Here is a 22,972-nt window from a genome sequence, read left to right on the forward strand (position 1 = left end):
AAAACTAGAATTATATGATTCACCAGATCAAAATTCATATTTTATTATTTGAATTTTCTCTTGCTTGGCGTAATCTAACTTATAACTTTAAGCAGTTCATAGTTAGTATTATTGCCGTAAGCTTTGCTGTGGTTTTAATGCTAACTCAAATTGCTTTTCGTGAGGGTATGATTGAGAGTAATGTTGCATTTTTAAAAAAACTAGATGCCGATATCATATTAGTCGACTCAGAGCGTAACTTTACTTCATTAGAGCGGACATTTGATAAATATAGACTGTATCAAGCTAAATCACTAACAGAAATTATTTCTGCTGAACCACTATATTTAACACTAGCCACATGGAAAAATTTTTCAAATAATACTGAACGTATTATTCGTGTTTTTGCATTTGATATTGAAGAACCTGTCTTTTTATTTCAGAATATTCAAAACTATCTTCCTAATTTAAGCCATGAAAATACTGTTCTTGCGGATACAGCTTCCCGAAATGTATATGGACCACTCACAATTGGTACACAGACAGAATTGTCTGGACAAAGAATCAAGGTGGTTGGAAATTTTCAATTAGGATCGGACTTTGTAGCAGATGGAAACATTCTTATGAGTGATGAAAACTTTTTAAGAATTTTTGGAAGCAGACCTTCCGGATTTTCAGGTGACTTCAGAAAAACTCTTAATAATGTTGACCTAGGTCTTATAAAAGTCCAAGATCAATCGTCGATTGAGCAGGTAATTTCAAACTTAAAAAGAATTCTACCCAAAGATGTCGCTATTTTTACTAAACTAAATTATGTTGAACGAGAAAAAAACTTTTATAGCGAAGTTACTCTTGGGTTTATTTTTAAGTTTGGTGCAATTACAGGCTTTTTTATTGGTATATTCATAACATATAATATTGTTAGTGCAGACATCAGGAAAAATATGCCTCAATACGCAACATTAAAGGCAATAGGTCACTCCCAAAAATTCCTCTTGAATGTGGTTTTATTTCAGGTGATTCTAATAGCCATTTTAGGTTTTATACCAGGATTGTGCCTAAGTCAGATGTTATGTGATTTTATCAGCCAAATAACAGGTCTTTTGATTCCAATAACCTATCAATCAATGCGATTAATTTTCTTTGCAAATATCTCAATGTGTCTGACAGCAGGAGTATTTTCTGCCCAAAAATTGAATTCAATCGATCCTGTAGATATTTATAGTAGAAAATTTTAGTTTGAGTTAAACTTTTCTCGCAAAAATATTTCAGAATATGATTCAAATCAAAAACATCAACCATTACTATGGAAAAGGACACTTTAAAAAGCAAGTCTTATTCAATATATCCCTCGATATTCAGCCTGGTGAAATTGTGCTTATGACAGGGCCTTCTGGTTCAGGGAAAACAACTCTTTTGACTTTAATTGGAGGGTTAAGATCTGTACAAGAAGGAAGCTTAAAAGTTTTTAAAACAGAATTATTTAAACAGAGAAAAAAATCTCTAGAAAATATACGAAAAAAAATTGGGTTTATTTTTCAAAGCCATAATCTTTTGAGTTCATTGACTGCCTTGCAAAATGTGCAAATTGCAAATATATTGAGCGATGTTTCTTCTGTACAAGAGTCTAAAAATCAAGCAGAAAAAATACTCAAAGCAGTGGGATTAGAAACGCATTTAGATGCTTATCCCTCTCAGCTTTCTGGTGGCCAAAAACAACGTGTAGCTATAGCTAGAGCTCTCGTAAATAAACCAAAGCTTATATTGGCAGATGAACCAACTGCTTCACTCGATAAACTCAATAGAGAAGATGTTTTAAGATTGCTTCATCAATTGGCTAAGGAGCAAAATTGTACAGTTCTATTTGTGACCCATGATACACGAGTATTGGGAATCGCTGATCGAATAATCAACCTAGAAGACGGAAAAATAACTAATTCATTAGAGTGCTGAGATTGTCATTCCATTAGATATGAATTAAAGTTTGAGAATCAATAAATCAATTGGACATTAATATTAATTAGTCTCATATTACGTAACTTACAATATTAATATTCTCTACAAGAAATGTTGCATTTATTCAGGAAATGGAAACAAAGCAGCTATAATGACTCACCATAAATTCAAGGCCAGTGAGCAAAAAAAATCTATTGTGGTATCCCAGCGGATTTTAGCAGTTGTGAATGGTAAAGGAGGCGTTGGTAAAACAACAACCGCCGTTAACCTTGCGGCCATTTTTGCCGAAAAACAGCAGGTTCTCTTGGTGGATAGCGATCCCCAGGGATCGGCCTCTTGGTGGGTAGACCGTAACCCCGATGAATGGCAACTGGATGTCAGTAGAGAACATCAACCAGATTTACTTCAAAATCTCCGACAGATTAAAGGCTATGACTTGATCGTGGTGGATACCCCTCCGGCCTTGCGATCGCAGGCCCTCAAGACCGTCCTCCGGATTGCGGATTATGTGATCTTGCCGACACCACCAGCGCCGATGGACTTAAGCGCCTTAATTGAAACGGTGCAAACGGCCATTAATCCCGTTGAAATTAGTCACCGAGTGCTCCTGACAAAAGTCGATAGTCGCAGCCTCCGGGAGAGCATTGATGCCCAAAATACCTTGATTGAGTTGGGGATTCCGGTGTGCCATGCCTTTGTGCGCAGTTATAAAGCCCACGAGCAAGCTGTCCTCGCAGGCGTTCCCATGACCCAAATGCGTGGTAAAAAGGCTAAGGATGCGGAAACGGATTATCGTCGTGTCGCGGATGAACTGCAACGAGATTGGACTTAACGGTTATGGCTAGCAGCAAACAAAATTTATCGGATTTATTACGGCAGGAGGCAAAGCAGGACAAAACCAAGGCTGCTGCCCCCGAAACGGCGGTTAATGATACACCGGAGAAACCTTCACCAACGGCCCTTTCCCGGATGACGAAGGCGCAATTACTGGCCCACATTGAAACCCTCTACGCCCAACAGGAAACGGTCGCGACAGATTCTGTTGATCAAACATTGCTCACGGAGAAGGAAACCTTGGCGAGGGAAGTAAAAGCCCTGGAAGAAAAAATTGCCGCCCAACAAAAGGCGATCGCCAACGCGGAGAAAACCATTAAGACCCTCGAAGCGGATTCTTCTGAAAAGACAAAGCTCGAACAAGAGTTAGACGCACAACGGGGCCTCGTCGAAAAGTTATACGGTCAAATCCAAAGCCTCGAAGCGCAACAGACGGAAAAAGAAGCCGCCATAGAACGCACCGTTGAGGAAGACCGCGCCCTTGTACTGGCCCGCATTGCCAGTTACCAAGCAAATTTGCAATTTCCCGATCAGCCCCCCTCCAGTATCCCCGATGAGGAAATCGGTTGGTTTGATTAGGGGAAAAACCGCCAATGCTCGGAATTCTGGGGCTTGATAGAATAGATCTCAGGATTTTTACGCAGCACATTTAACAACTCAATCATGATTAAACGGTTTTTTTATGGGGCGATCGCCATTGTCTTGGCTTTTACCCTGATCTTTACCCCAGCGGATAATGCTTGGGCGGCCCGCAGTGGAGGACGTATTGGTGGCGGTTCCTTCCGCAGTGCCCCTAGCCGCAGTTTTTCCCCTGGCCCAGCACGACGGGCTCCCGTTGGGGGTGGCTATGGCTACGGATTTGGGGGTGGATTTGGGTTCCCCTTCCTGCTGCCTTTCTTCGGATTCGGTGGTTTTAGCGGCATTTTTGGTCTTTTCATTATGTTGGCGATCGCCGGCTTCCTTGTCCGCACCTTCCAGAATGTGATGGGGGGTGGCATGAATGAGGGCGACAGTCTCGGTTACTCTGCCCCCAGTAGCAAAATTTCCGTCGCCAAAGTACAGGTGGGGCTGTTGGCCCAAGCGCGGGATCTCCAGCAGGATCTAAATCGCCTGGCGAGCACCGCTGATACTGGCACCCCAGCCGGACGCGCCAAGGTTCTACAGGAATCGACTCTGGCCCTGTTGCGCCACCCAGAATATTGGGTCTATGGTGCGAGCGAATCCCTCGAAGCTGGGGTTGATGCTGCCGAAGCCAAGTTTAATCAATTGGCCCTGAACGAACGGAGTAAATTTACCGCCGAGACCCTCAGCAACGTTGACAACGAACGGGATGTGGCTGGGAAGCGTGCAAGTGCTGATTTGGTCAAAAGTGACGGCACACCAAACGAATACATCATGGTAACAATCATCGCTGGGGCCATGGGAAAAGTGGATTTACCGAAAGTGACAGATTCCCAATCTCTCGAACAAGCGATCCGGCAAATTGGTGCCCTCGGTGGCGATCGCCTTTTGGCCCTCGAAGTTTTATGGACGCCCCAAGCGATTGGTGACACCCTCAGCACCGACGATATTTTGACTTACTACCCCGACATCAATCTCGTTTAATTAGGTTCAACGCTAAAGCAATTCAACGCAAATCATGACGATTTAAAGAATCCCCTCAATATAGGGGATTTTTTTTGATTTCTATAGAAATTTGCCCTAGCAATCTCCTCCTGATTGAATTGTTGTTAAGCTTTACAGGCTTCAATGACGCAAATTTCCTCGGCGGTTCTAACAATGCGCGTCAGTTTTAAGTCTGCCGCCGCCAACAGGGTTTCAAACTCAGCGGCGGTGCGTTCTTTGCCACCGGGACACATCACCAGCATATTGATATCGAGCATTTTTGCGCCACTAGGTTGATTTCCCTCTGGAACCACCGCTTCACAGATCAAGATTTTGCCGTCATCCGGCAGTACAGCGCGACAATTTTGCAAAATGGCGATCGCCTGGTCATCGCCCCAATCGTGAATAATGTGTTTGAGCAAATAGGCATCGCCCCCCGCCGGAATTGTTCTAAAGAAACTGCCGCCAATCCGTTGACAGCGATCGCCGACCCCATGGCGGTTTAACGTTGGTGCCGCATTATCCACTACATAATCTTCATCGAACAAAATACCTTGTAATTGGGGATATTTCGCCAAAATGCTGCCGAGCAATTCCCCGTAGCCCCCACCCACATCAACGATGGTTGAGAAAGCCGAAAAATCATAATGGGCCAAAATTTCCGGCTCTTCATTCCTGGAGAAACTGTTCATCGCCTCTTCAAAAATGGCAGCCGCTTCTGGATGATTGCCGAAATATTCAAACACCCCCTGGCCATAGCGATGGTCAAAGGCAGGTTCACCGGTTTTAACGCTGTGGAGAATATTACTCCAGGCTTCGTAATGCTCTGGTTCGCCCAACATCACCACAGAACCTCGCATGGATCGGGGATGATCACTGCGGAGAAAATCGGCAAGGGGCGTCAGGGCAAAGGTTTGGGGGGCCGTTTCTTGGAAAATGCCCACACTGGCCAAGGCCCGGAGAATGCGATACAAAGCTGTTTCGTCTGTTTCGGTGAGATGGGCTAACGCACGGCAAGGTTGTTCTCCGGCTTTGAGGTGATCGGCGATCGCCAATTTTGCCGCCACATAAATGCACTGGGAAAGCCAATAACCGGAGGCCATTTGGAGCAATTGGGTATGGAGAGGGAGGGTTGGCGGTTCCATAGCGTGAAAAATCCTGATTTAAGTAAGGAAATCACTGCAATTTTAGAAATTCTGCCCCTGTCCCTAGCCACCCTGTAGGATTTATTCACGAAACGGGATCTTGCCAAAAAATTCGCCCCCAGCACTACAGACCAGAGACGAAAATTTCAGTGTGAAGTTTAGAAAGTTAATCGTTCTAGGCGTTTTGGAACACCGCAGCGGCCGCTTTCACCCCAGCCCCAGACTCAAAATCACCGTGACCCAACCCTTGGAGAGTTGCTTCGAGGGCGGCGATCGCCGTAATCACATCCCGGTCATGGACAAAGCCCAGGTGACCAATCCGGAAGATTTTTCCTTTGTAATCATCCTGGCCGCCAGCGAGGGCAATATCAAAGTTTGTCCGCATCGCCTTGCGGATATCTTCTGCGCCAATGGGGGCAGGATCAACGGCAGTAACCGCTGTGCTGGCATTACCATCGGGGGCAAAGGTCTTTAGGCCCAAAGCCTTGACTGCGGCCCGGGTAGCATCGGTTAAGCGTTGGTGGCGAGCAAAAATATTCTCTAAGCCTTCCCGTTGCATCATTCCCAGGGCTGCCTGGAGCGCAAAGATCAGATTCACCGGAGGTGTAAAGGGGGTGGTGTTTTTCGCTAAATTCTTTTTCGCAGCCTTGAGATCAAAGTAGAAACGGGGAATTTTTGCATTTTCGTAGGCCGCCCAAGCCTTTTCGCTGACGGAAACAAAGCCCAAGCCCGGCGGAATCATAAAGCCTTTCTGGGAACCGGAGGCGACCACATCAAGGCCCCATTCATCGGTGGGAACATTGCAGGCCCCTAGGCTAGTCACCGCATCGACGATCATCAAGGCCCCGTGGGCTTTGACGTAACGGCTGATGGTTTCGAGGTCGTTAAGGACGCCAGTAGAAGTTTCTGAGTGGGTGACGACAACGGCTTTGATTTCTTTGGCGGTATCGGCTTCGAGTTTGGCGCGGAAAACTTCGGGATCCAGTGCTTCACCCCAGGGGGCTTTGACCCGTTCTACGTCCATGCCGTAGGTTTCACAGACGATCGCCCAACGTTCACCAAATTTACCGTTATCGCCGACGAGGACTTTATCGCCCGCATTAATAAAGTTGATCAAACCCGCTTCCATCGCGCCGGTACCGCTAGCGGCGAGGCAATACACATCGTTCTGAGTTTGGAAGAGCCATTTGAGTTGCGCAGTGACCTCGGCCATGATTTCGCTAAACTGGGCGCTCCGGTGACCGATGGGGTGTTTGGCCATTGCTAGCAAAACCTGCTCCGGCACAGGGGTCGGGCCGGGAATCATCAGCATATGTTTGTCTTCCATGGTGTGTTTGTCCTTCGCTTAGACCGTGATTGAAAATGCCGTTAATCCCCAAAAGTCTAGGGACGTTCCGCAAAAGCTAAATCCTATCCTATGCGATCGCCCAGATCAAGCCACTGAGATGCTGTCTATTTGTTCACGAAAAGCAAAAGTTTCGCAGAGCAGCAACGGAAAACGTTAAGGATGATTGAGAAGCGTCACAAAGTCCAAAAAAACGAGGCTCAAGTTATATCCTGAAAGCACCTTAATTCACCGATTAACCGAAAGCTTTCCCTCGGCTGAGGTGGATAGAAAGGCAATGTTTTGTACTGTTCCAAAGCCAATGAGTGACCAATTTGTTGAACAAAAAACAACGGGGTATTTTCAGCGCCTCGGCAATTCGCTTGTGGGAATTTTCCTAGGGGTTGTTCTCTTTTTAGCGTCCTTTGGGGTGCTCTACTGGAATGAAGGCCGGGTAGACCTCTCGAAAATTGCGGCCACAGCCACCGAAATTCCCGCCACCGGCACCACCACGATAAAAGCCAATAGTTTTGTATCAATTACGGGTAACCTAAGCAGCCCAGAAACCCTCGGCGATCGCCCCTATTTAGAACCCGGTGAATACATCGCCCTCCGGCGCAAAACAGAAATGTATGCCTGGGAAGAAAATAGCCGCACCACCACCCAGAAAAATGCCGGGGGTTCAGAAACGAAAACGACAACTTATACCTACGCCAAGGAGTGGGCCGAAAATCCGGATGATTCTTCTCGTTTTAAGAATCCAACGGGCCATAATAATCCAGCCAAAAGCATCGAAAGTCAGGAACTACGGGTTTCCCAGGCCCAGGTGGGTGATTATCAACTGGATGTAAATCAATTGCAGTTTCCCATCAACCAACCCGTTAATTTAACGGCGGCCCAGATCCCGGCAGAATCAAAAAACAAACTCAACGGCAGTTATTTATTTTTTGGGACAGGTAGCCTCAGCAGTCCAGAAATTGGCGATCTGCGCCTCAGTTATCAAGCCCTAAACAAAAATATTCAAGCGACGGTCTTCGGTGATTTGGGCAATGGTAACCAACTCACGCCCCACCAAGGCCGGAAAAATGTGACTTTTTATCGACTCTTTCCCGGTACCCGTGACCAGGCGATCGCCAACCTAGCAAACCGACATAAGTTGATCACCTGGGGCCTACGGTTTGGGGGCTTTTTGCTAATGTGGATTGGCTTAAATTTAGTGGTAGAACCTCTCGGTGTTGTTCTAGATATCATTCCCTTTTTAGGAGATTTAACCCGCACCGCCACAGGTTTTGCCACGTTTATTGTGGCAGCGATTTTGTCTGGGTTAACGATCATTGTGTCGATTATTCTTCACAGCCCGGTCATGATTTTCCTCGCCCTCGGTCTCTGTGGCTTCATTGTCTACCGCTGGACAAAACGTAAAAAAACCAAGGATCAACTGGCTTAGGTTCTCCCTGGTCAAGCAAGAATTTAAAAAGATTTGGGAACGGCGGTCGTTCCTTTTTTTGTAGCAATTAGCCCAAACGACGCTTGAGGAGCGGTTGAATGGTCGCCAAGGCAATCGCCCCAAACCCCGTCAAAATTCCGAGCACAGCCCCAAAGTTTAAATTTCCCCAGGGAGCGCTGAAGACCACACTCTGGAATGTCCAATCACTGTGCATATACAAATAGCGAATCGGCTCAATGGCATAGGTCAAAGGGTTTAAGCTCGCGACAAGCTGTAACCAGTTCGCCATGAAATCCAAGGGCGCTAGAGCGGTACTGGCAAACAGTAGGGGTAAATTCACCACAAAAATCACCGCAATCAGTTCAATATGTCCCGGCAGCGCAAAGGCTAAACCCAAGCTCAAAGCTGTTACCGCCAAGACGATTAAAAACACCACTAAGGCGATCGCCCCCAGACCCAAGGCACTGGGTAAACCGGCCCCCAATAAAGCACTGGCCCCAACGATCACCGCCGTTTGAATCAAGGTCAGGCCCATGATGTAAATCGTTGAAGCCGCCACGATGGAATAGCGCGTCGCTAAAGGAGCCACCAAAAGCCGGTTTAAAAAGCCAAATTCCCGGTCAAACATCACGGGTAAACCTGCATTCAATGCCCCGGAAAAGGCCGTAAACACGATAATCCCTGGGGCGAGAAATTGGGCATAGTTGATGTCGTTGCCAAACAGTCCCTGGGGCGCTTTATAAAACAAGGCCCCAAACAAAATCAGCCACATAAACGGTTGAATAATCCCTGCCACCAAGGTCGTCGGTCGCCGTTGCAGTTGAATCACCAGCCGTTGGGTGAGGGCTACCGTTTCCTGAAAAAAATCCTGCCAGCCATTGCTCTCAGAGACATTGACCTTAGCGGTGGGGGACAGAATCGAGTTGGGCGTAAAGATAGATTGACTCATAACGGTTGTTTCGCGTCACCAAATAGGCGCAGATTTTGGCTCTTTTCTCAGGACTAGATTAACGTATTTCACCCCAAATCATGGCCTTCATCGCCGTTAGGACGCGCCTTGTCGGGTGGGAAAATTCCCTCTAAAATCAGTGGGGCTTAACGAAAGCTAAACCTTTACTCCCTGTCGTTTTTAAACGCGATCGCCTTTATGACCAGCTTGACCGACATTTCAACGGCAGACCTTGCCGCCGCCTTGACCACTGACGTTGACTTTAACTTGGAGCTGCCCGATCCAGAGGATGATCAACTCCACGACGCGGAATTTGATACCCAGATCGAGCGGGTCTGGCAAATTTGCGATCGCTTTGATTTGCAAACAGACATTTGGCGGGGCCGGATTATGCGGGCCGTGCGAGATCGGGAGAAACGTGGCGGTGATGGGCGCGGGACAGGCTTTTTAAACTGGCTCAAACAGCGGGAAATTAGCAAGAGTCAAGCCTACGGCCTCATCGAACTGGCCAACAGTGCTGATACTCTCCTCGCCGAGGGGCAACTAGACCCCAACAGTATTAATAATTTCAGTAAAAATGCTTTCGTCGAAACGGCGAAATCGGCCCCCGAAATTCAAAAACTCGTCGCCGATGCCGCCCAAAAAGGCGATCGCATTACTCGACGGGAAGTAAAACAACTGGCCGACGAATGGACGAGCATGAGTTCGGAGCTGCTCCCCGATGAAGTAAAAGAACAGGCCGCCAGCGGTGCCCTCCCCAGTCGGTTTCTCTCGCCTTTGGTAAAAGAATTAGAAAAGCTGCCAGAAACCCACGTCACAGCGATCCAAGAAGAAATCCGCGAAGCCCCCAACACCGACACCGTCAAAGCGATGACCCGTGAAGCGAAGAGTTTGGCGAAATATATCGATGCCGCCGCCCAGGTGCAGACCCTCCGTAAGGCGAATATTGACCTGGAAATGGCCCTCGAAGAAGCGCTGCGTTTGGATTGTCTGGGTACTGCCGCCGATCTGGTGAAACAGGCCACCCAGATGGAGCAATGTGTGGTGAAGCTCTTTACCACCTGGAAGCGCCTAGGAAAATTAGCCGATCGCCTTTATGTGGATACGGGGGCGAGCAATCCCTATTTACGGTCGATGTTGGGCACCCTAGAAGCCCTGAGTAGCGAGGTTTTGGAAGTTGATTTAGATGATTCCGGCGAGAGTAGTGTGCGGATTCGGATTTTGGGAGAAGAGTAAAATAGCGGGTAACAGTTTCAGTTAGGAGTAAAGGATCCGATGGGTAGATGGTTCGGGGCGATCGCCTTGGTACTGGCTTTAGTTTTCGGTTTGGGACAAGGGCCGAGTTTTGCTGAAGGTACAACAGATGAGCCTGTGGTGGAATGGCTGACCTTTGACGTGCCCCAGGCCGACCAAGCAAAATTTATCGAAAAAGAACTAGAAATCTGGAATCCTATCGATCGGCGATCGCCTGCCTTTGTGCGCAAAGAAATCTGGCAAGATGCCGACCACCCGGATCAGCTCACCGTTGTTGTTTCCTGGTCAAGCCAAGCCCTACGGAAAGTCGTTTCCCCAGAGGCCGTTAATGCCGCTGAGAAAGCCTTTGATGAAGCCATGGGCAAAAGTTACCCGATCCTTGAAAAGAAAGAATTCCGCAATCTTTCTACGACTAATTGACATTGAAAGAAACAGAGGCGATCGCCTCACTAAATTTTTGTCACATTAATATTCATAAAAAACATGATTCTAAGCACCACCAACACCATCGAAGGAGCAACCATCACCAGTTATCAGGGGGTCGTCACCGCTGAAGTGGTCTATGGCACCAACGCCCTCCGGGATTTTTTTGCGGGCATCCGAGACATGATCGGCGGTCGCACCGCTAGTTACGAGCGCATCTTTGAAAAAGGCCACCAGGAAGCGCTGCGGGAACTAGAAAGCAATGCTAAAAAGTGTGGAGCTGATGCCGTAATTGGCATTAGCATGGACACAGGCACGATCAATATCGACGATAAAGGCGTTCTGCTGCTGATCACAGCCACTGGAACCGCCGTAAAACTGGGGTAGGAGTTCTGCCCCCAATTCCCGAACAAAACTCTCTAAAACAAAACGGGCTAGTAACGTTGGAAGCCCGAAAGTCTTGGGGTTATTCAAAACCGATAATTTTAACTGGGGTGCCAGGATTCGAACCTGGGAATGTCGGAACCAAAATCCGATGCCTTACCGCTTGGCGACACCCCATTGCGTTTAAGCCTTTAGAAATATAACACCAATTTTTCGGAAGCGTCAACAGTCTCATCAAATCTTTTTTGGGTGGCCCTGGATAATTGTCAAAAACCCAAAAATCCAGTAAACCTTAACCGTTGCCCTTAAACCTCATTATTTTTTGATGTCAGATTTGATTAAACAACTCCAGTCCAGTTTTGGCGACAGTGAGTGGCATGACCTCGCGCCCCATGCGGCCCGTGATGCGCTGATTGTGGTACACCCTTCCCTGGATTTATTGCAGGTGGGAGAGGCGATCGCCACGGATAATGCGGCCCTAGTGGGCAAATGGATGAGCGGTGGCCTAGTGCGTAAGCCCACAAAAGAAGAACTAGAACGCTGGAACCAAGCAACCCAGACCCTCGTATTTGCGACATTAATTGTGCAGCCCTTTGTGTTGATCAGTGGCGACCGCCCAGAAATTTAAGGGGCGATCGCCCGGAATTTTTTCGCTGGGACGACGGGTCTTGTGGGGTAAACTGATTGAGAACAATCCATTGCCCTGGTGTGAGGCCCCTAATCATCGCGTATGATCGGGTTTGAGCCTCATTGATGGTCTGGCGATAGATAGCAATCATCTCCCGTCGTGGGTTTGCAGCGAACCAAGCTTGTTTTTCTGAGAGTATGAATGATTCTGTGAGCGTAATGCCCAATCCTAGTTCCCCATCGGTATCCCCAGGACAACCCTACCTGTTGCAAAATCTGCCGGATCTGTTGCCGGAGGGAAAAGTGTTCCCGCGCCGGGCACAACAGCAAATTGACCTGCTCCTCTTGGCCCTAGAAGCGCTGGAGTTGGGCGGCTCAGAGCTAATGCTGCGCTCTGCCCAAAAACTAGAATTGACAGAAATTATCCCGAATCGGGTCGTCCTCTGGCGATTGCGGCGCACCAACCCCTGGCGACGTTCCCACACCCACGGCCACCTGACCCCCACAGAAGCAAAGGCGTTGGTATTGATCATTGGCGATCGCGCCAAGAATTTACTGGCTTTATTGCGACAACTTTTACCCGCCGCCCAGCACCTCCGGGAACGCAATCTCCCCCTGGACAGTCATTTCCGCCTTTCGGAATACCTAGAGCGGTTTCGGGCCCACTTCCGGAGTCGGATGAATCCCCGGCGCGTCCGTGTCACCCTCTACAACCAGTCAAAACAAGATTTAAACGAACTGGCGATCGCCCTCCTCGAAAAACTGCTGTTTTGCACAGGCACCGTTGGCACCCAACGGCTATGGGTCAGCCTCTTTGATGGAGAAGTGAGCTAAACAATTACCATGAATATTCGTCGCCAATATAACCTCCCCAACTGCACCCTCACCCTTGAAGGATTCGATGATGGGAGCGGCAAACTCCTCGACACCCTGACCATCCTTTCCAATGTGGAATGTCGTTTTACTACCTCCCAGAAAGTGCTCAGCGGTGGGAAAATTTTCTTTGATCACCTCGTCCAAGCCGTGAGTGAATATGCCCAGGGTATTTTAAGCGGTCTCCAACGCCCCCCCGAAATCCTCGATGCAAAAGGCCAAGTTCGCTTAGAAACAGCCACGGCAACCTATACCCATCATCTCCATTGGCAACAACCCGATGGCAGCGCCGCCGAAACCCTCGAATTAACCACGGCGGAGTTGTTTGATTTAACCGAAGCCATTGATCAATTCCTGGCCGATGGTTTGACCCTCCCGGATTTTGTTTTGCCCCTAACGCCCCTGAGTCGTCGCCATTGCGTACCAGAAGAATCCTTTGCGGATCGAGCAGTGCCGCCCCTGGTTGGCGTCAGTGGGTTAGCCTTAACAGCTTTTGCACTGTTCTTTGTCCCAGCGCCGGAAACAACACGTACCGACAGTGAACAAGTTAGCTCTGGGGAAGAAACGGAACAACTCGCCAGCGCAACTTTACCGGATACGGCCCTCTGGACGGAAGCTGATTTTGATCGCCTTGGTGAAACCTTACCCACCATTGCCACAGACCGCGATCTTCAGTTAATGCAAGCTTATCTCTATGGCACTTTGGATTCGGCCTGGACGGAGCGCGATACCACAGAGAATGCTTCCTATCGCTTGGCCCTGGGAACCGATGGTCGTCTTTTGGGGGTGCAACCCTTAGCTGATGCTGCGGTAACAGCGGGAACAACGGCCTTGGGTGAGTTGGGTCATACTCCAGAAGTGGCGGCGATCGCCAACGAACAAGCCATGGCTCAATTTCGGGTGAATTTTGCAGAAAATGTCCTGGAAGTAAGCCCCTGGGATGGCTTTCAAAGTTCTAGCGAATTGGATTTTGACTCCCGCGAAGTAGAAGGAGAAACGCTCCGACAATTGATCCAACAGGTCAAAGACACCATCGCCGCTGAGTTTGACCGAGAAAATGCCACCATCCCCCAAACCCTGGCCTATACCCTAGGGGTGACCAACGAGGGGGCGATCGCCATTGTCGTCGCCGATAATAACGCTGCGAAAACAGCCCTTGATCAGACCCCCCTCCCGGCCTTGGTCGAACCAGCAGCAGCGGGCATTGTCCCTGGCGAAACCATCTTGCCCACGGAACCGCTGACCCAGGTGAATGTGGTTTTTCAACCCAACGGTGTGATCGAAGTGAGTCCCTGGGCAGGTTATCGTTAAAAGAAAGCGACCACCTGAAAGCCATGGTCTACAGCACCCAAGATTTAATTGAAATCCTCAACCAAGAATTAAAGGCAACCCTCCGGGGCGATCGCCTTTTGCTCTCCCCCGATGCGCGGGTGGGGGTACCAATCGTGACCATGGCCCTCGATCAAGACCAACTGGGAAAAGTGTTTGCCTGTCAGGACTTTACCCAACAGATTCATCAATACCAACGGGAAAATCATGTTTCCGGCATCGTTTGGCGGGAAATCAGCGTCGGCGATCGCCAACTGCGCCTGCCGGAAATTCACCAACAACTCATTGCCATCGACAGCGACAAAGCAATTCTCCGGGCAGCGAAACAAAATGTCCTCGACTTTTGGCACCACATCACCACTGGCTTAAACCTCTGGCAGTTAGTCGATCATCAACTTTCTCCCTTGACTTTTACGGAGCTAGAGCGGGCCAGTCGACTCGCTGAATGGGCGGAATTAGACGTGGGCCACGGTGAATTTTACCTCGCCCTCTGCTGGGGCAACCCGAAGGAATGTCACTATCGCTGGGCCGCCCCCAAATCTGGGTGCGATCGCCTCATTGCCGCCGCCGAACAACCCCAACATCTCAACATCTTCTAGCTCCTAAACATTTTTTCTGATCCCTCGCCCCTGCGCTAAAATTGTGAAATAGACGTACTAATTTCTTCCCGCTTCATTGAGTCTTTATTATGGCGATCGCCCCGAGTTTATTTTTTGCTTAATTTCCATATATTTTTTTGGGCCGCAAAATCTCCGCTCCACCCCCTTGGTAAATCTTGCCGCAGATTCAGCCCACTCCTCCCAGAAGCCTTTTATGGTATAATTTTTGCCTGATTTAACCCAAAAACAGGCTACAGAGTTTCTACGCCCAAAATTCGGAGTTCGTCCATGACCAGTAATTACAGTGCCCAGCAGATCCAGGTTCTCGAAGGATTAGAACCGGTTCGCAAACGTCCCGGAATGTACATCGGCACCACTGGTCCCCGTGGCTTACATCACCTCGTTTATGAAGTGGTTGATAACTCCGTCGATGAAGCCCTTGCCGGATACTGCACAGAAATTAACGTTGAAATTAATGTTGATGGCTCCGTTACTGTTACCGACAATGGGCGTGGCATTCCCGTTGATGTGCACCCCAGTACCGGAAAATCAGCCCTCGAAACCGTGATGACCGTGCTCCATGCGGGCGGAAAGTTTGGCGCAGGTGGCTATAAAGTCTCCGGTGGTCTGCACGGGGTCGGCGTTTCTGTGGTTAATGCCCTCTCCGAATGGGTCGAAGTTACCGTATGGCGCGACGAAACCACCTACAAACAACGGTACGAACGGGGCGTCCCCCAAGGCGAACTCGCCGAAGCCCCGGCCCCGCAGCATTTATCGGGAACATCCGTTTGTTTTTTGCCCGATGCGAAAATTTTCACTGAAACTACTGTTTTTGATTACAACACCCTCGCCGGACGCCTGCGAGAATTAGCATACCTAAATGCTGGCGTCAGAATCGTCTTTACGGATCATCGCTCCGAAAAACAGGCCAGCAATACTTATTTTTATGAAGGGGGCATCAAAGAGTATGTCGCCTACATGAACCGCGAAAAATCACCCCTCCACGAAGAAATCATTTACGTGACGGGCGAAAAGAACGGTGTCCAGCTAGAAGTAGCCTTGCAATGGTGTACCGATGCCTACAGTGATAACCTGCTGGGCTTTGCCAACAATATTCGCACCGTTGATGGCGGGACACACCTTGAAGGCTTAAAAAGTGTCCTCACCCGCACGATGAATACCGTTGCCCGCAAACGCAATAAGCTTAAGGATAATGATTCAAATTTAGCGGGTGAAAATATTCGCGAAGGGTTAACCGCGGTAATTTCGGTTAAAGTGCCCGATCCAGAATTTGAAGGGCAAACGAAAACGAAGCTCGGCAACTCCGAAGTGCGGGGGATTGTTGATTCCTTTGTGGGCGAGGTGTTAACGGAATATTTTGAATTTAATTTAAATGTTGTTGATGCGATTTTAGAAAAGGCAATCCAAGCCTTTAAAGCGGCAGAGGCCGCCCGACGGGCGCGGGAATTGGTGCGCCGTAAATCCGTTTTAGAGTCTTCTTTGCTCCCCGGTAAATTAGCCGATTGTAGTGAGCGGGATCCGGCGAAGACAGAAATTTATTTAGTGGAAGGAGATTCTGCGGGCGGTAGTGCGAAACAGGGCCGCGATCGCGCTTTCCAAGCGATTCTGCCATTGCGGGGAAAAATCCTCAATATTGAGAAAACCGACGACGCAAAAATCTATAAAAATAACGAAATTCAGTCCCTGATCACGGCCTTAGGGATGGGCATTAAAGGGGAGGAATTTAACCCGGAAAAACTCCGTTACCATCGGGTGGTGATCATGACCGACGCGGACGTGGATGGAGCGCACATTCGGACACTCCTATTAACCTTCTTCTATCGGTATCAGCGGGAATTGGTTGATCAGGGTTACATTTATATTGCCTGCCCGCCCCTCTATAAGCTGGAACGGGGTAAAAATCACGCCTACTGTTACAGCGATCGCGAACTGCAAGATCAAATTAGCCAGCTTCCTGATAACGCGAAATATAATATCCAACGTTTTAAGGGTCTGGGGGAAATGATGCCCCAACAGCTCTGGGACACCACGATGAACCCAGAAAGTCGTACCCTCAAACGCGTTGAAATTGAGGATGCGGCGGAAGCGGATCGAATCTTTACGGTATTGATGGGTGATCGCGTTGCCCCCCGACGAGAATTTATCGAGATGAATGCCCCCAAACTCAACATGGACGATCTCGATATTTAATTGACATTTTCAAAACCAGACAAAAAGCCTCCTAATCGCAACGAAAAGGAGGTTTTGTTTTTTCTTAAAAAATTAGCAATTCAGCAATTAATCATGCATTGCTTTCGCGAGTTCAGCCGCAACGAGGGGACGGGAAAACTGTGGCGGTGGTAATTCTCCACGACGGAGCATTTCCCGAACCTTCGTGCCAGAGAGGTGAATCCGATCTTCAGGGCCACTGGGACTGGTTTTCGAGGTCGCCATCTGTTCTGTTTTCTTACAGAAGAAGGCGTGTTCAAATTTCATCGGGGTGATGCCAAGGGCTTGGGGATCAAACTCATCAAAAATCTTCTGGGCATCGTAGGTGCCGTAGTAATCGCCAACACCGGCATGGTCACGACCAACGATGAAGTGGGTACAACCGTAGTTTTTCCGGATTAGGGCGTGGAAAATCGCTTCACGGGGGCCAGCGTAACGCATCGCTGAAGGATTAATCGCTAAAATCACGCGCTCTTGGGGGAAATAGTTTTCCAGCATAATTTCATAGCAACGCATCCGCACATCAGCCGGGATATCATCGCTCTTGGTTGCGCCAACGAGGGGATGGAGGAATAGACCATCGACGGTTTCGAGGGCACATTTAATGATGTATTCGTGGGCACGGTGGATCGGGTTCCGGGTTTGGAAGCCAACCACGGTTTTCCAGCCGCGCGCTTGGAAAGCGGCCCGGGAGGCGGCGGGATCAATTTGATATTTGGGGAAAAGGGGGTGATCATCCCGTTCGAGTAACCAGACGGGGCCAGCGAGATTTACAGCACCCTGTTCGTAGACGACCTTGACGCCAGGATGTTTTTCTTCGTCGGTGCGATAGACGTTGATCGCTTCGTGGGCTTTATTGTAGTGGTATTTTTCGGTCAGTTCGAGGACACCAATAAAGCGACCGTTGGGACCATCAAGGCGTACCCAATTGCCTTCTTTGAGGGGATCAGCAATTTCTTCGGAAACGGAGAGGGTGACAGGCACAGACCAGGGCAGGCCATTGCTGAGGTGCATTTCTTCAACTACGAGTTCGTAGTCTTTTTGCTCCATAAAACCCTTGAGGGGACTGAAGCCACCGATGGCAATCATTTCGAGGTCGGACTGGGCGCGGGCATCGAGGGTGATGCGGGGGAGGCGATCGCCTTGGGCGAGGAATTCTTGCTTCTCAGCGTCGGAGGCGATGCGGTTAATTAATTGGCCACCGTGGGGCGCAATTAGACCGGATGGGGTACTCATAAAATTTAGGATATAAAAGCATGGCTATCTGCAAGCTCTCATGGTATCAGTTTCTGTTCTTTCCATTGTGGGAATGGGGCGAGTTATGTTTCGTAGTGGAGGATCTCCAGGTGGGAAAATTGCCGTTCTTGGGCGATCGCCTTCAGTTTGCGGTCAGCCTGTTCAAATTCCCGTAGGTAATAGGCAAAATCCGGGTGCTGGGGATCAAGGCCTTGCCATTTCTCTTGACAATAACGGCGATGCTGAGTCCAGTTGACGTGTTCGAGGGTGGCGATCGCCGCATGGATATTCAAAGTTGCCCGACGCACATCGATTTCGGTGGTTTCGGTGAGGTAGAGCAAAGAACCAAGGCTATGCATCCGTTCGGGGTGGTGGGTCAAAATATCGAGCATCCGGCCCAACAATTGATTATGGACATGGTTTTGTTTAATTTCTAAGGGCGTTTCAAGGATTTGTTGCCAGAGCCAACGGTGGTGGGACAGGCTAAACATCACTTCCTTTTCGGCGAGGCGCGCTTCGATGGGGTGACGCTGGGCCGGACTGTGGAGATAGATCCTTAGCAGCAATTCTTCGGCCTGGGCGAGGGCAATGGTTTGGGACGAAAGGGCGATCGCCTCTGGTTGCACCTCCGGGGTCGCCGTCGGATTCCGGGCTTGGGCTTTGCGGAAACGGTTTACCTGGGTTAGGAGGGTCGCTTCCAATTGTTTTTTGTAGTGGGAATCTTCGTGATTAATGAGTTCACTGGCTTTAGCGATGTAGTGGCTCCGAAAACTCGGATGATCAATTTTGGCGATCAGGCGAATCATTTGTTTAATCACCCCTTGGAATTGGTCGGCTTGGGTGACATCTTGGCCCAGCAAAATTTGCTCCAGTTGCCAATCGAGCCAGAGGGGCGCCGTTGTAAGGGCCGTTTGATACTGCGCCGGGCCTTGGTCTGTTTGCAAAAACTCGTCCGCATCCTTGCCCCCAGGGAGATTGAGGATTCGCACCTGGGCCTGGCCACTGTAAATTAGGGGTTCGATTTCGGTGAGGGTACGTTGGGTGGCTTTGATCCCCGCCTTATCTGCGTCAAAGTTAAAAATAATTTGCTTAGAATCGGTGTACCGCAGCAGTTGTTTAATCTGCCCCTGGGTAAAGGCAGTGCCGAGGGAAGCCACCGCATTGTCAAAGCCCGCTGCGTGGAGGGCGATCGCATCGAAATAGCCTTCGACGACCACGGCAGCATCCTGTTTGGCGATCGCCCCCTTTGCTTGGTCGAGGGCAAATAAAGTCCGGCTCTTGTCAAATAAGGGCGTTTCTGGGGAGTTGAGGTATTTTGGTTCTTCGTTCGTGAGGGTACGGCTGCCAAAGGCGATCGCTCGGCCCTGGACATCGTAGATCGGGATCATCAGGCGATCGCGGAACTGATCATAATGGCCGTTCCCAGACTGGCGTGGTTTAATTAAGCCTGCTTTTTCGACCAAATCGATGGGATAGCGCTTTTGTTCCACAAGGTAATGGTAGAGAGTATCCCAGCCTCCCGGTGCATAGCCCAGGCCGAAGTTTTGAATCGTTGCTTCCGTTAATCGCCGTTGCTCGCGGACATAAGCTAAGGCCGTTTGCCCTTCCGGTTGCCGTAGGGAATATTGATAAAAATCATTGGCGATCGCCACAATTTCGTAGAGCTGCTCCTTGAGGGACAGTTCCCGCTGGATCTCTTGGTGCTGTTCTGGTTCGAGGGTTTTGACCTGGACTTGATACCGTTGGGCCAAGTCCAGCACCACCTGGGCAAAGGGAGACTTATTGATCTCCATCAAAAACTTGATCGCATTGCCCCCTGCCCCACAGCCAAAACAGTGATAGAACTGCTTCGTCGGACTCACCGTAAAACTGGGGGTCTTCTCATCATGGAATGGACAAAGCCCCAGTAAATCCTTGCCCCGCTTTTTGAGCACCACATAATCAGATACCACCTCCGCAATATCAACCTTGGCGCGAATTTCTTCGATGGTGTCAGGATGAATCGAGGGGTAGGCCATGGATTACGTCGCAAAAATCTAAACAGAATGCATCCTTAAAGATAAAAGAAAATCTCCGGGGACGCCGCTACAACCAATAAATTGATCTGTCCTTGGCTTTCTCCCCACAAAAAAAGCCCACAAACTGTGAGCTTAGAGAATGTGCAGTTGATAAACGAATGTGTAACAGAGAGTTCATGACAAAAACAAGAATCCAGTCCGAATACTCAAGCTTGCTTTTCCGAATCTATTTCAGAAAATCTTGGAGCTGCCAAAGAACTAGCCTTGATCAAACTCCCCTGTTCAGCACTCTGGAAAATAGCGAATGTTCGTGAGGATTATTGCTTTTGGATATGGATGGACAGACGTAGTTTGGAACAGCGTTTTCACCTCTTTTTTCTATTGTTTAGATTAAGCTGTTTAATCTGCCAGGAGAAGCGCTTTGCTTCTTGTCTCTAACGATATCACCCAATTTGGGAGATCTGGGGGAACGTGATTTTTCTTTGGGCCACTAAAAGTAGGCACTTACAAAAGATTAAAAAACATAAAAATTCAGCCATAGATCCAGGGCCAGGAGGGTCAACCCCAAAAGCAGACTGAGATAAAAATAGGTCCGCCAGCGGACAACATTCATCAACAAAATCAGGGTGATGCCATTGAAGAAAGTCCCAGTCAGGAGAAAGCCAAGGGCAACACCAGGGCTATTATTCCCTAAGATCAGATCGGCGATCGCCGCCATTTGTGTCGGTTGAACGGCGTACAAGATCCCCGCGCCAAATAGACCCGTCATACCGTGGCTGAGTAATGTTTCTAGGGGGAAAAGGACTTGGCCACAAGCCATCACACCACAGGCGATCAGGAGCCAGACCGACCATTCCAGCAGTTCTTGCATAAGGTTTTGGCTCGCCATAAGGGATCGAAATCGGCGAGAAGTGGGCAGAATGGTTAATTTACTCGGTGGCGAAAGGGTGTCTGGTTGGGTATTGGGAATGCGGTGGGAACTGGGGCGGGCGATCGCCGGATACAAAAAAGTGTCTAGATCTCCCTGTTGATAACTGCGCTGTTGACGCGCCCCCACAAAAATACTGGCAATTAAAAGCAAAATCCCTAGGCTCAGGCTGCCATAGAACAACAGGAGTCCCCCCCGTCCAGGTAGCTGCTGCCAAAATTTAGTCAGCACAAAGGGACTCAGGGAAACAGTCCCCAGCCAAAAGGCGATCGCCCCCACCGAGGAGCCGGATTGCCACAGGAGCCGTCGCAGGAGGGGCAGCCCGCCCACTTGACCCACAGGTAAGATAAAGCCGAGGCCAAGACCAGCCAGTAATTGTAACCAGGCGCTTTGGGGAAGAACTTTTTCCCACCAGGGACGGGGCGTAAAAATTAAAGCCACCGTCGAGAGACATACCCCCACAAAAAGCCAGGGCCAAAGGATCAGCCATTGGGCGATCATCAGGGTAAACCACTGTTGCAAAGCGACCATTACCACACCTAAATTCCAGAAAAATTGCTCCATTTACCCTAACCGATCCCTGGTCTTTTGCTCGATTTTGAGCGGCGATCGCCCTGGTCAGACACCCCCCTGGAGATCTTCTTGCAACCCTTGGAAAAAGGAGCTTAATGGGTTATTAGTATAGAATTGAAAAACTTTGTTTATCATCATTTTTTAACTGAGAGGAATCAAACCATGGATTGGCGAGTTGTTGTTGTTTTAGCTCCCGTAATCATCGCTGGCTCTTGGGCAATCTTTAACATTGCTGCGGCTGCCCTGAACCAACTCCGCAATATGCAAACGAAGAAATAAGTCTTTATCTCTACTGCTTTTCGCGTAAATTACCCTTTGTTTTTGACAGGAGCAGCCCCTAGGGGTTGCTTTTTCATCCCCAGCAAATCTATGACTGTGCAAATCCGTCGTCTCCACCCCAGCCGTCCCGTTAACGTCAGCATTTTGCAGTACCAAGTGGCGGTGCCCGATGCCAAACCCCAGCATATCCTGGAAGAAATTGTTTGGCATAAAGAAAAAGAGGTGGAGCAACTACGCGATAAGGTTTCTCTGCTAGAGCTACGCCAGCGGGTCACAACGGTGCCGCCCGCAAAAGATTTTCTGGGGGCCTTAGTCCACGGCAAGACCCAGCCAGCCCTCATCGCCGAAGTAAAAAAAGCCTCGCCTAGTAAAGGGGTAATTCGGGAAGATTTTGACCCTGTGGCGATCGCCAAAAGTTATGCCGCCGGGGGAGCCAGTTGCCTCTCAGTCCTCACCGATAACAAGTTTTTCCAGGGCAGCTTCGAAAACCTGAGCCTCGTGCGCGATGCGGTAGATCTCCCCTTGCTCTGCAAAGAATTTATTATTTATCCCTACCAAATCTTTAAGGCCCGCAGCCATGGTGCCGACGCGGTTCTCTTGATCGCCGCGATCCTCAGTGACCAAGACCTCGCCTATTTCGTCAAAATTATTCGCAGCTTAGGGATGACCGCCCTAGTGGAAGTCCATACCCTCGCGGAACTTGATCGCGTCCTCGCCATCGAGGGGGTGAGTCTCGTGGGGATTAATAATCGCAATCTAGAAGATTTTTCTGTTGATTTGGAAACAACCACCATGTTGCTGGAAAGTCGTCGCGCTGAACTCCAGGCTAAGGGTGTCCGCGTTGTCAGTGAATCGGGCTTACATACGCCCCTTGATCTCCAGTTTGTCAAAGAAGCTGGAGCCAAGGCGGTATTAATCGGCGAATCCCTTGTGAAACAGCCGGATCCTGGGAAGGCGATCGCCGACTTATTTCAGTTTTAG

22 protein-coding genes and 1 tRNA gene are annotated in these 22,972 nt (G+C 49.1%); 16 read left to right on the forward strand and 7 right to left on the reverse strand.

The window, feature by feature from the left end; genetic code table 11:
- Nucleotides 1-14: 14 nt before the first annotated feature.
- From AWQ22_RS06825 to AWQ22_RS06845, 5 genes are all read left to right on the forward strand, one after another.
- Nucleotides 15-1,217, forward strand: coding sequence for an FtsX-like permease family protein (locus AWQ22_RS06825; protein WP_084448971.1), 1,203 nt, complete (start codon nucleotides 15-17; stop codon nucleotides 1,215-1,217).
- A 37-nt stretch (nucleotides 1,218-1,254) separates the two neighbouring features.
- On the forward strand, nucleotides 1,255-1,932 hold the full coding sequence (locus AWQ22_RS06830; RefSeq protein WP_065710588.1) for an ATP-binding cassette domain-containing protein: 678 nt from the start codon (nucleotides 1,255-1,257) through the stop codon (nucleotides 1,930-1,932).
- 154 nt (nucleotides 1,933-2,086) lie between these two features.
- Nucleotides 2,087-2,767, forward strand: coding sequence for a ParA family protein (locus AWQ22_RS06835; protein ID WP_065710589.1), 681 nt, complete (start codon nucleotides 2,087-2,089; stop codon nucleotides 2,765-2,767).
- A 5-nt stretch (nucleotides 2,768-2,772) separates the two neighbouring features.
- Entirely contained in the window at nucleotides 2,773-3,348 is a 576-nt protein-coding gene (locus tag AWQ22_RS06840; protein WP_065711662.1) for a hypothetical protein, read from the forward strand.
- An 84-nt stretch (nucleotides 3,349-3,432) separates the two neighbouring features.
- The gene (locus AWQ22_RS06845) at nucleotides 3,433-4,374 is read left to right on the forward strand and encodes a DUF1517 domain-containing protein (protein ID WP_065710590.1); all 942 of its coding nucleotides are present in this window, start codon (nucleotides 3,433-3,435) and stop codon (nucleotides 4,372-4,374) included.
- A gap of 125 nt (nucleotides 4,375-4,499) precedes the next feature.
- On the opposite strand, the gene AWQ22_RS06850 is transcribed toward AWQ22_RS06845, so the two are convergent.
- Nucleotides 4,500-5,519: a methyltransferase gene (locus AWQ22_RS06850; protein ID WP_065710591.1), complete on the reverse strand. Its 1,020-nt coding sequence runs from the start codon at nucleotides 5,517-5,519 to the stop codon at nucleotides 4,500-4,502.
- 175 nt (nucleotides 5,520-5,694) lie between these two features.
- Nucleotides 5,695-6,846, reverse strand: a complete 1,152-nt coding sequence (locus AWQ22_RS06855; RefSeq protein ID WP_065710592.1) for an alanine--glyoxylate aminotransferase family protein — start codon at nucleotides 6,844-6,846, stop codon at nucleotides 5,695-5,697.
- 319 nt (nucleotides 6,847-7,165) lie between these two features.
- Here AWQ22_RS06855 and AWQ22_RS06860 point away from each other — a divergent pair, with 319 nt between their 5' ends.
- A complete protein-coding gene (locus AWQ22_RS06860) occupies nucleotides 7,166-8,290 on the forward strand; it encodes a TMEM43 family protein (protein WP_232321525.1) in 1,125 nt (374 codons plus the stop codon).
- A gap of 67 nt (nucleotides 8,291-8,357) precedes the next feature.
- Here the strand turns inward: AWQ22_RS06860 and AWQ22_RS06865 are convergent, their stop codons facing one another.
- Nucleotides 8,358-9,239, reverse strand: coding sequence for an ABC transporter permease (locus AWQ22_RS06865; protein ID WP_030006543.1), 882 nt, complete (start codon nucleotides 9,237-9,239; stop codon nucleotides 8,358-8,360).
- Between the two features lie 198 nt (nucleotides 9,240-9,437).
- Between AWQ22_RS06865 and AWQ22_RS06870 the strand changes: the two genes are divergently transcribed.
- The 3 genes from AWQ22_RS06870 (at nucleotide 9,438) to AWQ22_RS06880 (ending at nucleotide 11,303) form a co-directional block, all read left to right on the forward strand.
- On the forward strand, nucleotides 9,438-10,475 hold the full coding sequence (locus AWQ22_RS06870) for a hypothetical protein (RefSeq protein ID WP_062433759.1): 1,038 nt from the start codon (nucleotides 9,438-9,440) through the stop codon (nucleotides 10,473-10,475).
- Between the two features lie 39 nt (nucleotides 10,476-10,514).
- On the forward strand, nucleotides 10,515-10,913 hold the full coding sequence (locus AWQ22_RS06875) for a TIGR03792 family protein (RefSeq protein ID WP_065710594.1): 399 nt from the start codon (nucleotides 10,515-10,517) through the stop codon (nucleotides 10,911-10,913).
- A 63-nt stretch (nucleotides 10,914-10,976) separates the two neighbouring features.
- Nucleotides 10,977-11,303 (forward strand): YbjQ family protein, encoded by a 327-nt coding sequence (locus AWQ22_RS06880; RefSeq protein WP_030006546.1) that lies wholly within the window; start codon nucleotides 10,977-10,979, stop codon nucleotides 11,301-11,303.
- A gap of 102 nt (nucleotides 11,304-11,405) precedes the next feature.
- Here the strand turns inward: AWQ22_RS06880 and AWQ22_RS06885 are convergent.
- Nucleotides 11,406-11,477 (reverse strand) — tRNA-Gln (locus tag AWQ22_RS06885).
- Between the two features lie 148 nt (nucleotides 11,478-11,625).
- Between AWQ22_RS06885 and AWQ22_RS06890 the strand changes: the two genes are divergently transcribed.
- From AWQ22_RS06890 to gyrB, 5 genes are all read left to right on the forward strand, one after another.
- The gene (locus AWQ22_RS06890; protein ID WP_062436565.1) at nucleotides 11,626-11,928 is read left to right on the forward strand and encodes a DUF2288 domain-containing protein; all 303 of its coding nucleotides are present in this window, start codon (nucleotides 11,626-11,628) and stop codon (nucleotides 11,926-11,928) included.
- 197 nt (nucleotides 11,929-12,125) lie between these two features.
- Nucleotides 12,126-12,761 carry a DUF3038 domain-containing protein gene (locus AWQ22_RS06895; RefSeq protein ID WP_012306959.1) on the forward strand — a complete coding sequence of 212 codons (636 nt, stop codon included), beginning with the start codon at nucleotides 12,126-12,128 and terminating at the stop codon, nucleotides 12,759-12,761.
- Nucleotides 12,762-12,770: 9 nt separating this feature from the next.
- Nucleotides 12,771-14,111 carry a DUF4335 domain-containing protein gene (locus AWQ22_RS06900; protein WP_065710595.1) on the forward strand — a complete coding sequence of 447 codons (1,341 nt, stop codon included), beginning with the start codon at nucleotides 12,771-12,773 and terminating at the stop codon, nucleotides 14,109-14,111.
- A gap of 23 nt (nucleotides 14,112-14,134) precedes the next feature.
- Complete coding sequence (locus tag AWQ22_RS06905; protein WP_030006549.1) at nucleotides 14,135-14,728, forward strand: hypothetical protein; 594 nt, start codon at nucleotides 14,135-14,137, stop codon at nucleotides 14,726-14,728.
- 288 nt (nucleotides 14,729-15,016) lie between these two features.
- Nucleotides 15,017-16,939: a DNA topoisomerase (ATP-hydrolyzing) subunit B gene (gene gyrB / locus AWQ22_RS06910; protein WP_065710596.1), complete on the forward strand. Its 1,923-nt coding sequence runs from the start codon at nucleotides 15,017-15,019 to the stop codon at nucleotides 16,937-16,939.
- 87 nt (nucleotides 16,940-17,026) lie between these two features.
- On the opposite strand, the gene sat is transcribed toward gyrB, so the two are convergent.
- From sat to AWQ22_RS06925, 3 genes are all read right to left on the reverse strand, one after another.
- Nucleotides 17,027-18,193, reverse strand: a complete 1,167-nt coding sequence (gene sat, locus AWQ22_RS06915) for a sulfate adenylyltransferase (RefSeq protein ID WP_065710597.1) — start codon at nucleotides 18,191-18,193, stop codon at nucleotides 17,027-17,029.
- A gap of 83 nt (nucleotides 18,194-18,276) precedes the next feature.
- Entirely contained in the window at nucleotides 18,277-20,211 is a 1,935-nt protein-coding gene (gene dnaG, locus AWQ22_RS06920) for a DNA primase (RefSeq protein WP_065710598.1), read from the reverse strand.
- A gap of 514 nt (nucleotides 20,212-20,725) precedes the next feature.
- Nucleotides 20,726-21,670 carry a permease gene (locus AWQ22_RS06925; RefSeq protein WP_065710599.1) on the reverse strand — a complete coding sequence of 315 codons (945 nt, stop codon included), beginning with the start codon at nucleotides 21,668-21,670 and terminating at the stop codon, nucleotides 20,726-20,728.
- Nucleotides 21,671-21,874: 204 nt separating this feature from the next.
- Between AWQ22_RS06925 and AWQ22_RS06930 the strand changes: the two genes are divergently transcribed.
- Together AWQ22_RS06930 and trpC are read left to right on the forward strand one after the other, a co-directional pair.
- The gene (locus AWQ22_RS06930; protein ID WP_012306966.1) at nucleotides 21,875-21,991 is read left to right on the forward strand and encodes a photosystem II protein Y; all 117 of its coding nucleotides are present in this window, start codon (nucleotides 21,875-21,877) and stop codon (nucleotides 21,989-21,991) included.
- Nucleotides 21,992-22,087: 96 nt separating this feature from the next.
- Nucleotides 22,088-22,972, forward strand: coding sequence for an indole-3-glycerol phosphate synthase TrpC (gene trpC / locus AWQ22_RS06935; RefSeq protein ID WP_065711663.1), 885 nt, complete (start codon nucleotides 22,088-22,090; stop codon nucleotides 22,970-22,972).

This window comes from Picosynechococcus sp. PCC 7117 (genome assembly GCF_001693275.1).
GTDB lineage: Bacteria > Cyanobacteriota > Cyanobacteriia > Cyanobacteriales > MRBY01 > MRBY01.

Excerpts from the sequence above, each read along its gene's own strand:
- AWQ22_RS06835 (WP_065710589.1), top strand. The coding sequence starts at position 2,087 with ATGACTCACCATAAATTCAAGGCCAGTGAGCAAAAAAAATCTATTGTG.
- AWQ22_RS06830 (WP_065710588.1), top strand. The coding sequence starts at position 1,255 with ATGATTCAAATCAAAAACATCAACCATTACTATGGAAAAGGACACTTT.
- AWQ22_RS06895 (WP_012306959.1), top strand. The coding sequence starts at position 12,126 with ATGAATGATTCTGTGAGCGTAATGCCCAATCCTAGTTCCCCATCGGTA.
- AWQ22_RS06855 (WP_065710592.1), bottom strand. The coding sequence starts at position 6,846 with ATGGAAGACAAACATATGCTGATGATTCCCGGCCCGACCCCTGTGCCG.
- AWQ22_RS06925 (WP_065710599.1), bottom strand. The coding sequence starts at position 21,670 with ATGGTCGCTTTGCAACAGTGGTTTACCCTGATGATCGCCCAATGGCTG.
- AWQ22_RS06845 (WP_065710590.1), top strand. The coding sequence starts at position 3,433 with ATGATTAAACGGTTTTTTTATGGGGCGATCGCCATTGTCTTGGCTTTT.
- AWQ22_RS06860 (WP_232321525.1), top strand. The coding sequence starts at position 7,166 with ATGAGTGACCAATTTGTTGAACAAAAAACAACGGGGTATTTTCAGCGC.
- AWQ22_RS06850 (WP_065710591.1), bottom strand. The coding sequence starts at position 5,519 with ATGGAACCGCCAACCCTCCCTCTCCATACCCAATTGCTCCAAATGGCC.
- AWQ22_RS06865 (WP_030006543.1), bottom strand. The coding sequence starts at position 9,239 with ATGAGTCAATCTATCTTTACGCCCAACTCGATTCTGTCCCCCACCGCT.
- AWQ22_RS06900 (WP_065710595.1), top strand. The coding sequence starts at position 12,771 with ATGAATATTCGTCGCCAATATAACCTCCCCAACTGCACCCTCACCCTT.
- dnaG (WP_065710598.1), bottom strand. The coding sequence starts at position 20,211 with ATGGCCTACCCCTCGATTCATCCTGACACCATCGAAGAAATTCGCGCC.
- AWQ22_RS06880 (WP_030006546.1), top strand. The coding sequence starts at position 10,977 with ATGATTCTAAGCACCACCAACACCATCGAAGGAGCAACCATCACCAGT.
- gyrB (WP_065710596.1), top strand. The coding sequence starts at position 15,017 with ATGACCAGTAATTACAGTGCCCAGCAGATCCAGGTTCTCGAAGGATTA.
- AWQ22_RS06930 (WP_012306966.1), top strand. The coding sequence starts at position 21,875 with ATGGATTGGCGAGTTGTTGTTGTTTTAGCTCCCGTAATCATCGCTGGC.
- AWQ22_RS06905 (WP_030006549.1), top strand. The coding sequence starts at position 14,135 with ATGGTCTACAGCACCCAAGATTTAATTGAAATCCTCAACCAAGAATTA.
- AWQ22_RS06890 (WP_062436565.1), top strand. The coding sequence starts at position 11,626 with ATGTCAGATTTGATTAAACAACTCCAGTCCAGTTTTGGCGACAGTGAG.
- AWQ22_RS06875 (WP_065710594.1), top strand. The coding sequence starts at position 10,515 with ATGGGTAGATGGTTCGGGGCGATCGCCTTGGTACTGGCTTTAGTTTTC.
- AWQ22_RS06825 (WP_084448971.1), top strand. The coding sequence starts at position 15 with ATGATTCACCAGATCAAAATTCATATTTTATTATTTGAATTTTCTCTT.
- sat (WP_065710597.1), bottom strand. The coding sequence starts at position 18,193 with ATGAGTACCCCATCCGGTCTAATTGCGCCCCACGGTGGCCAATTAATT.
- AWQ22_RS06870 (WP_062433759.1), top strand. The coding sequence starts at position 9,438 with ATGACCAGCTTGACCGACATTTCAACGGCAGACCTTGCCGCCGCCTTG.
- AWQ22_RS06840 (WP_065711662.1), top strand. The coding sequence starts at position 2,773 with ATGGCTAGCAGCAAACAAAATTTATCGGATTTATTACGGCAGGAGGCA.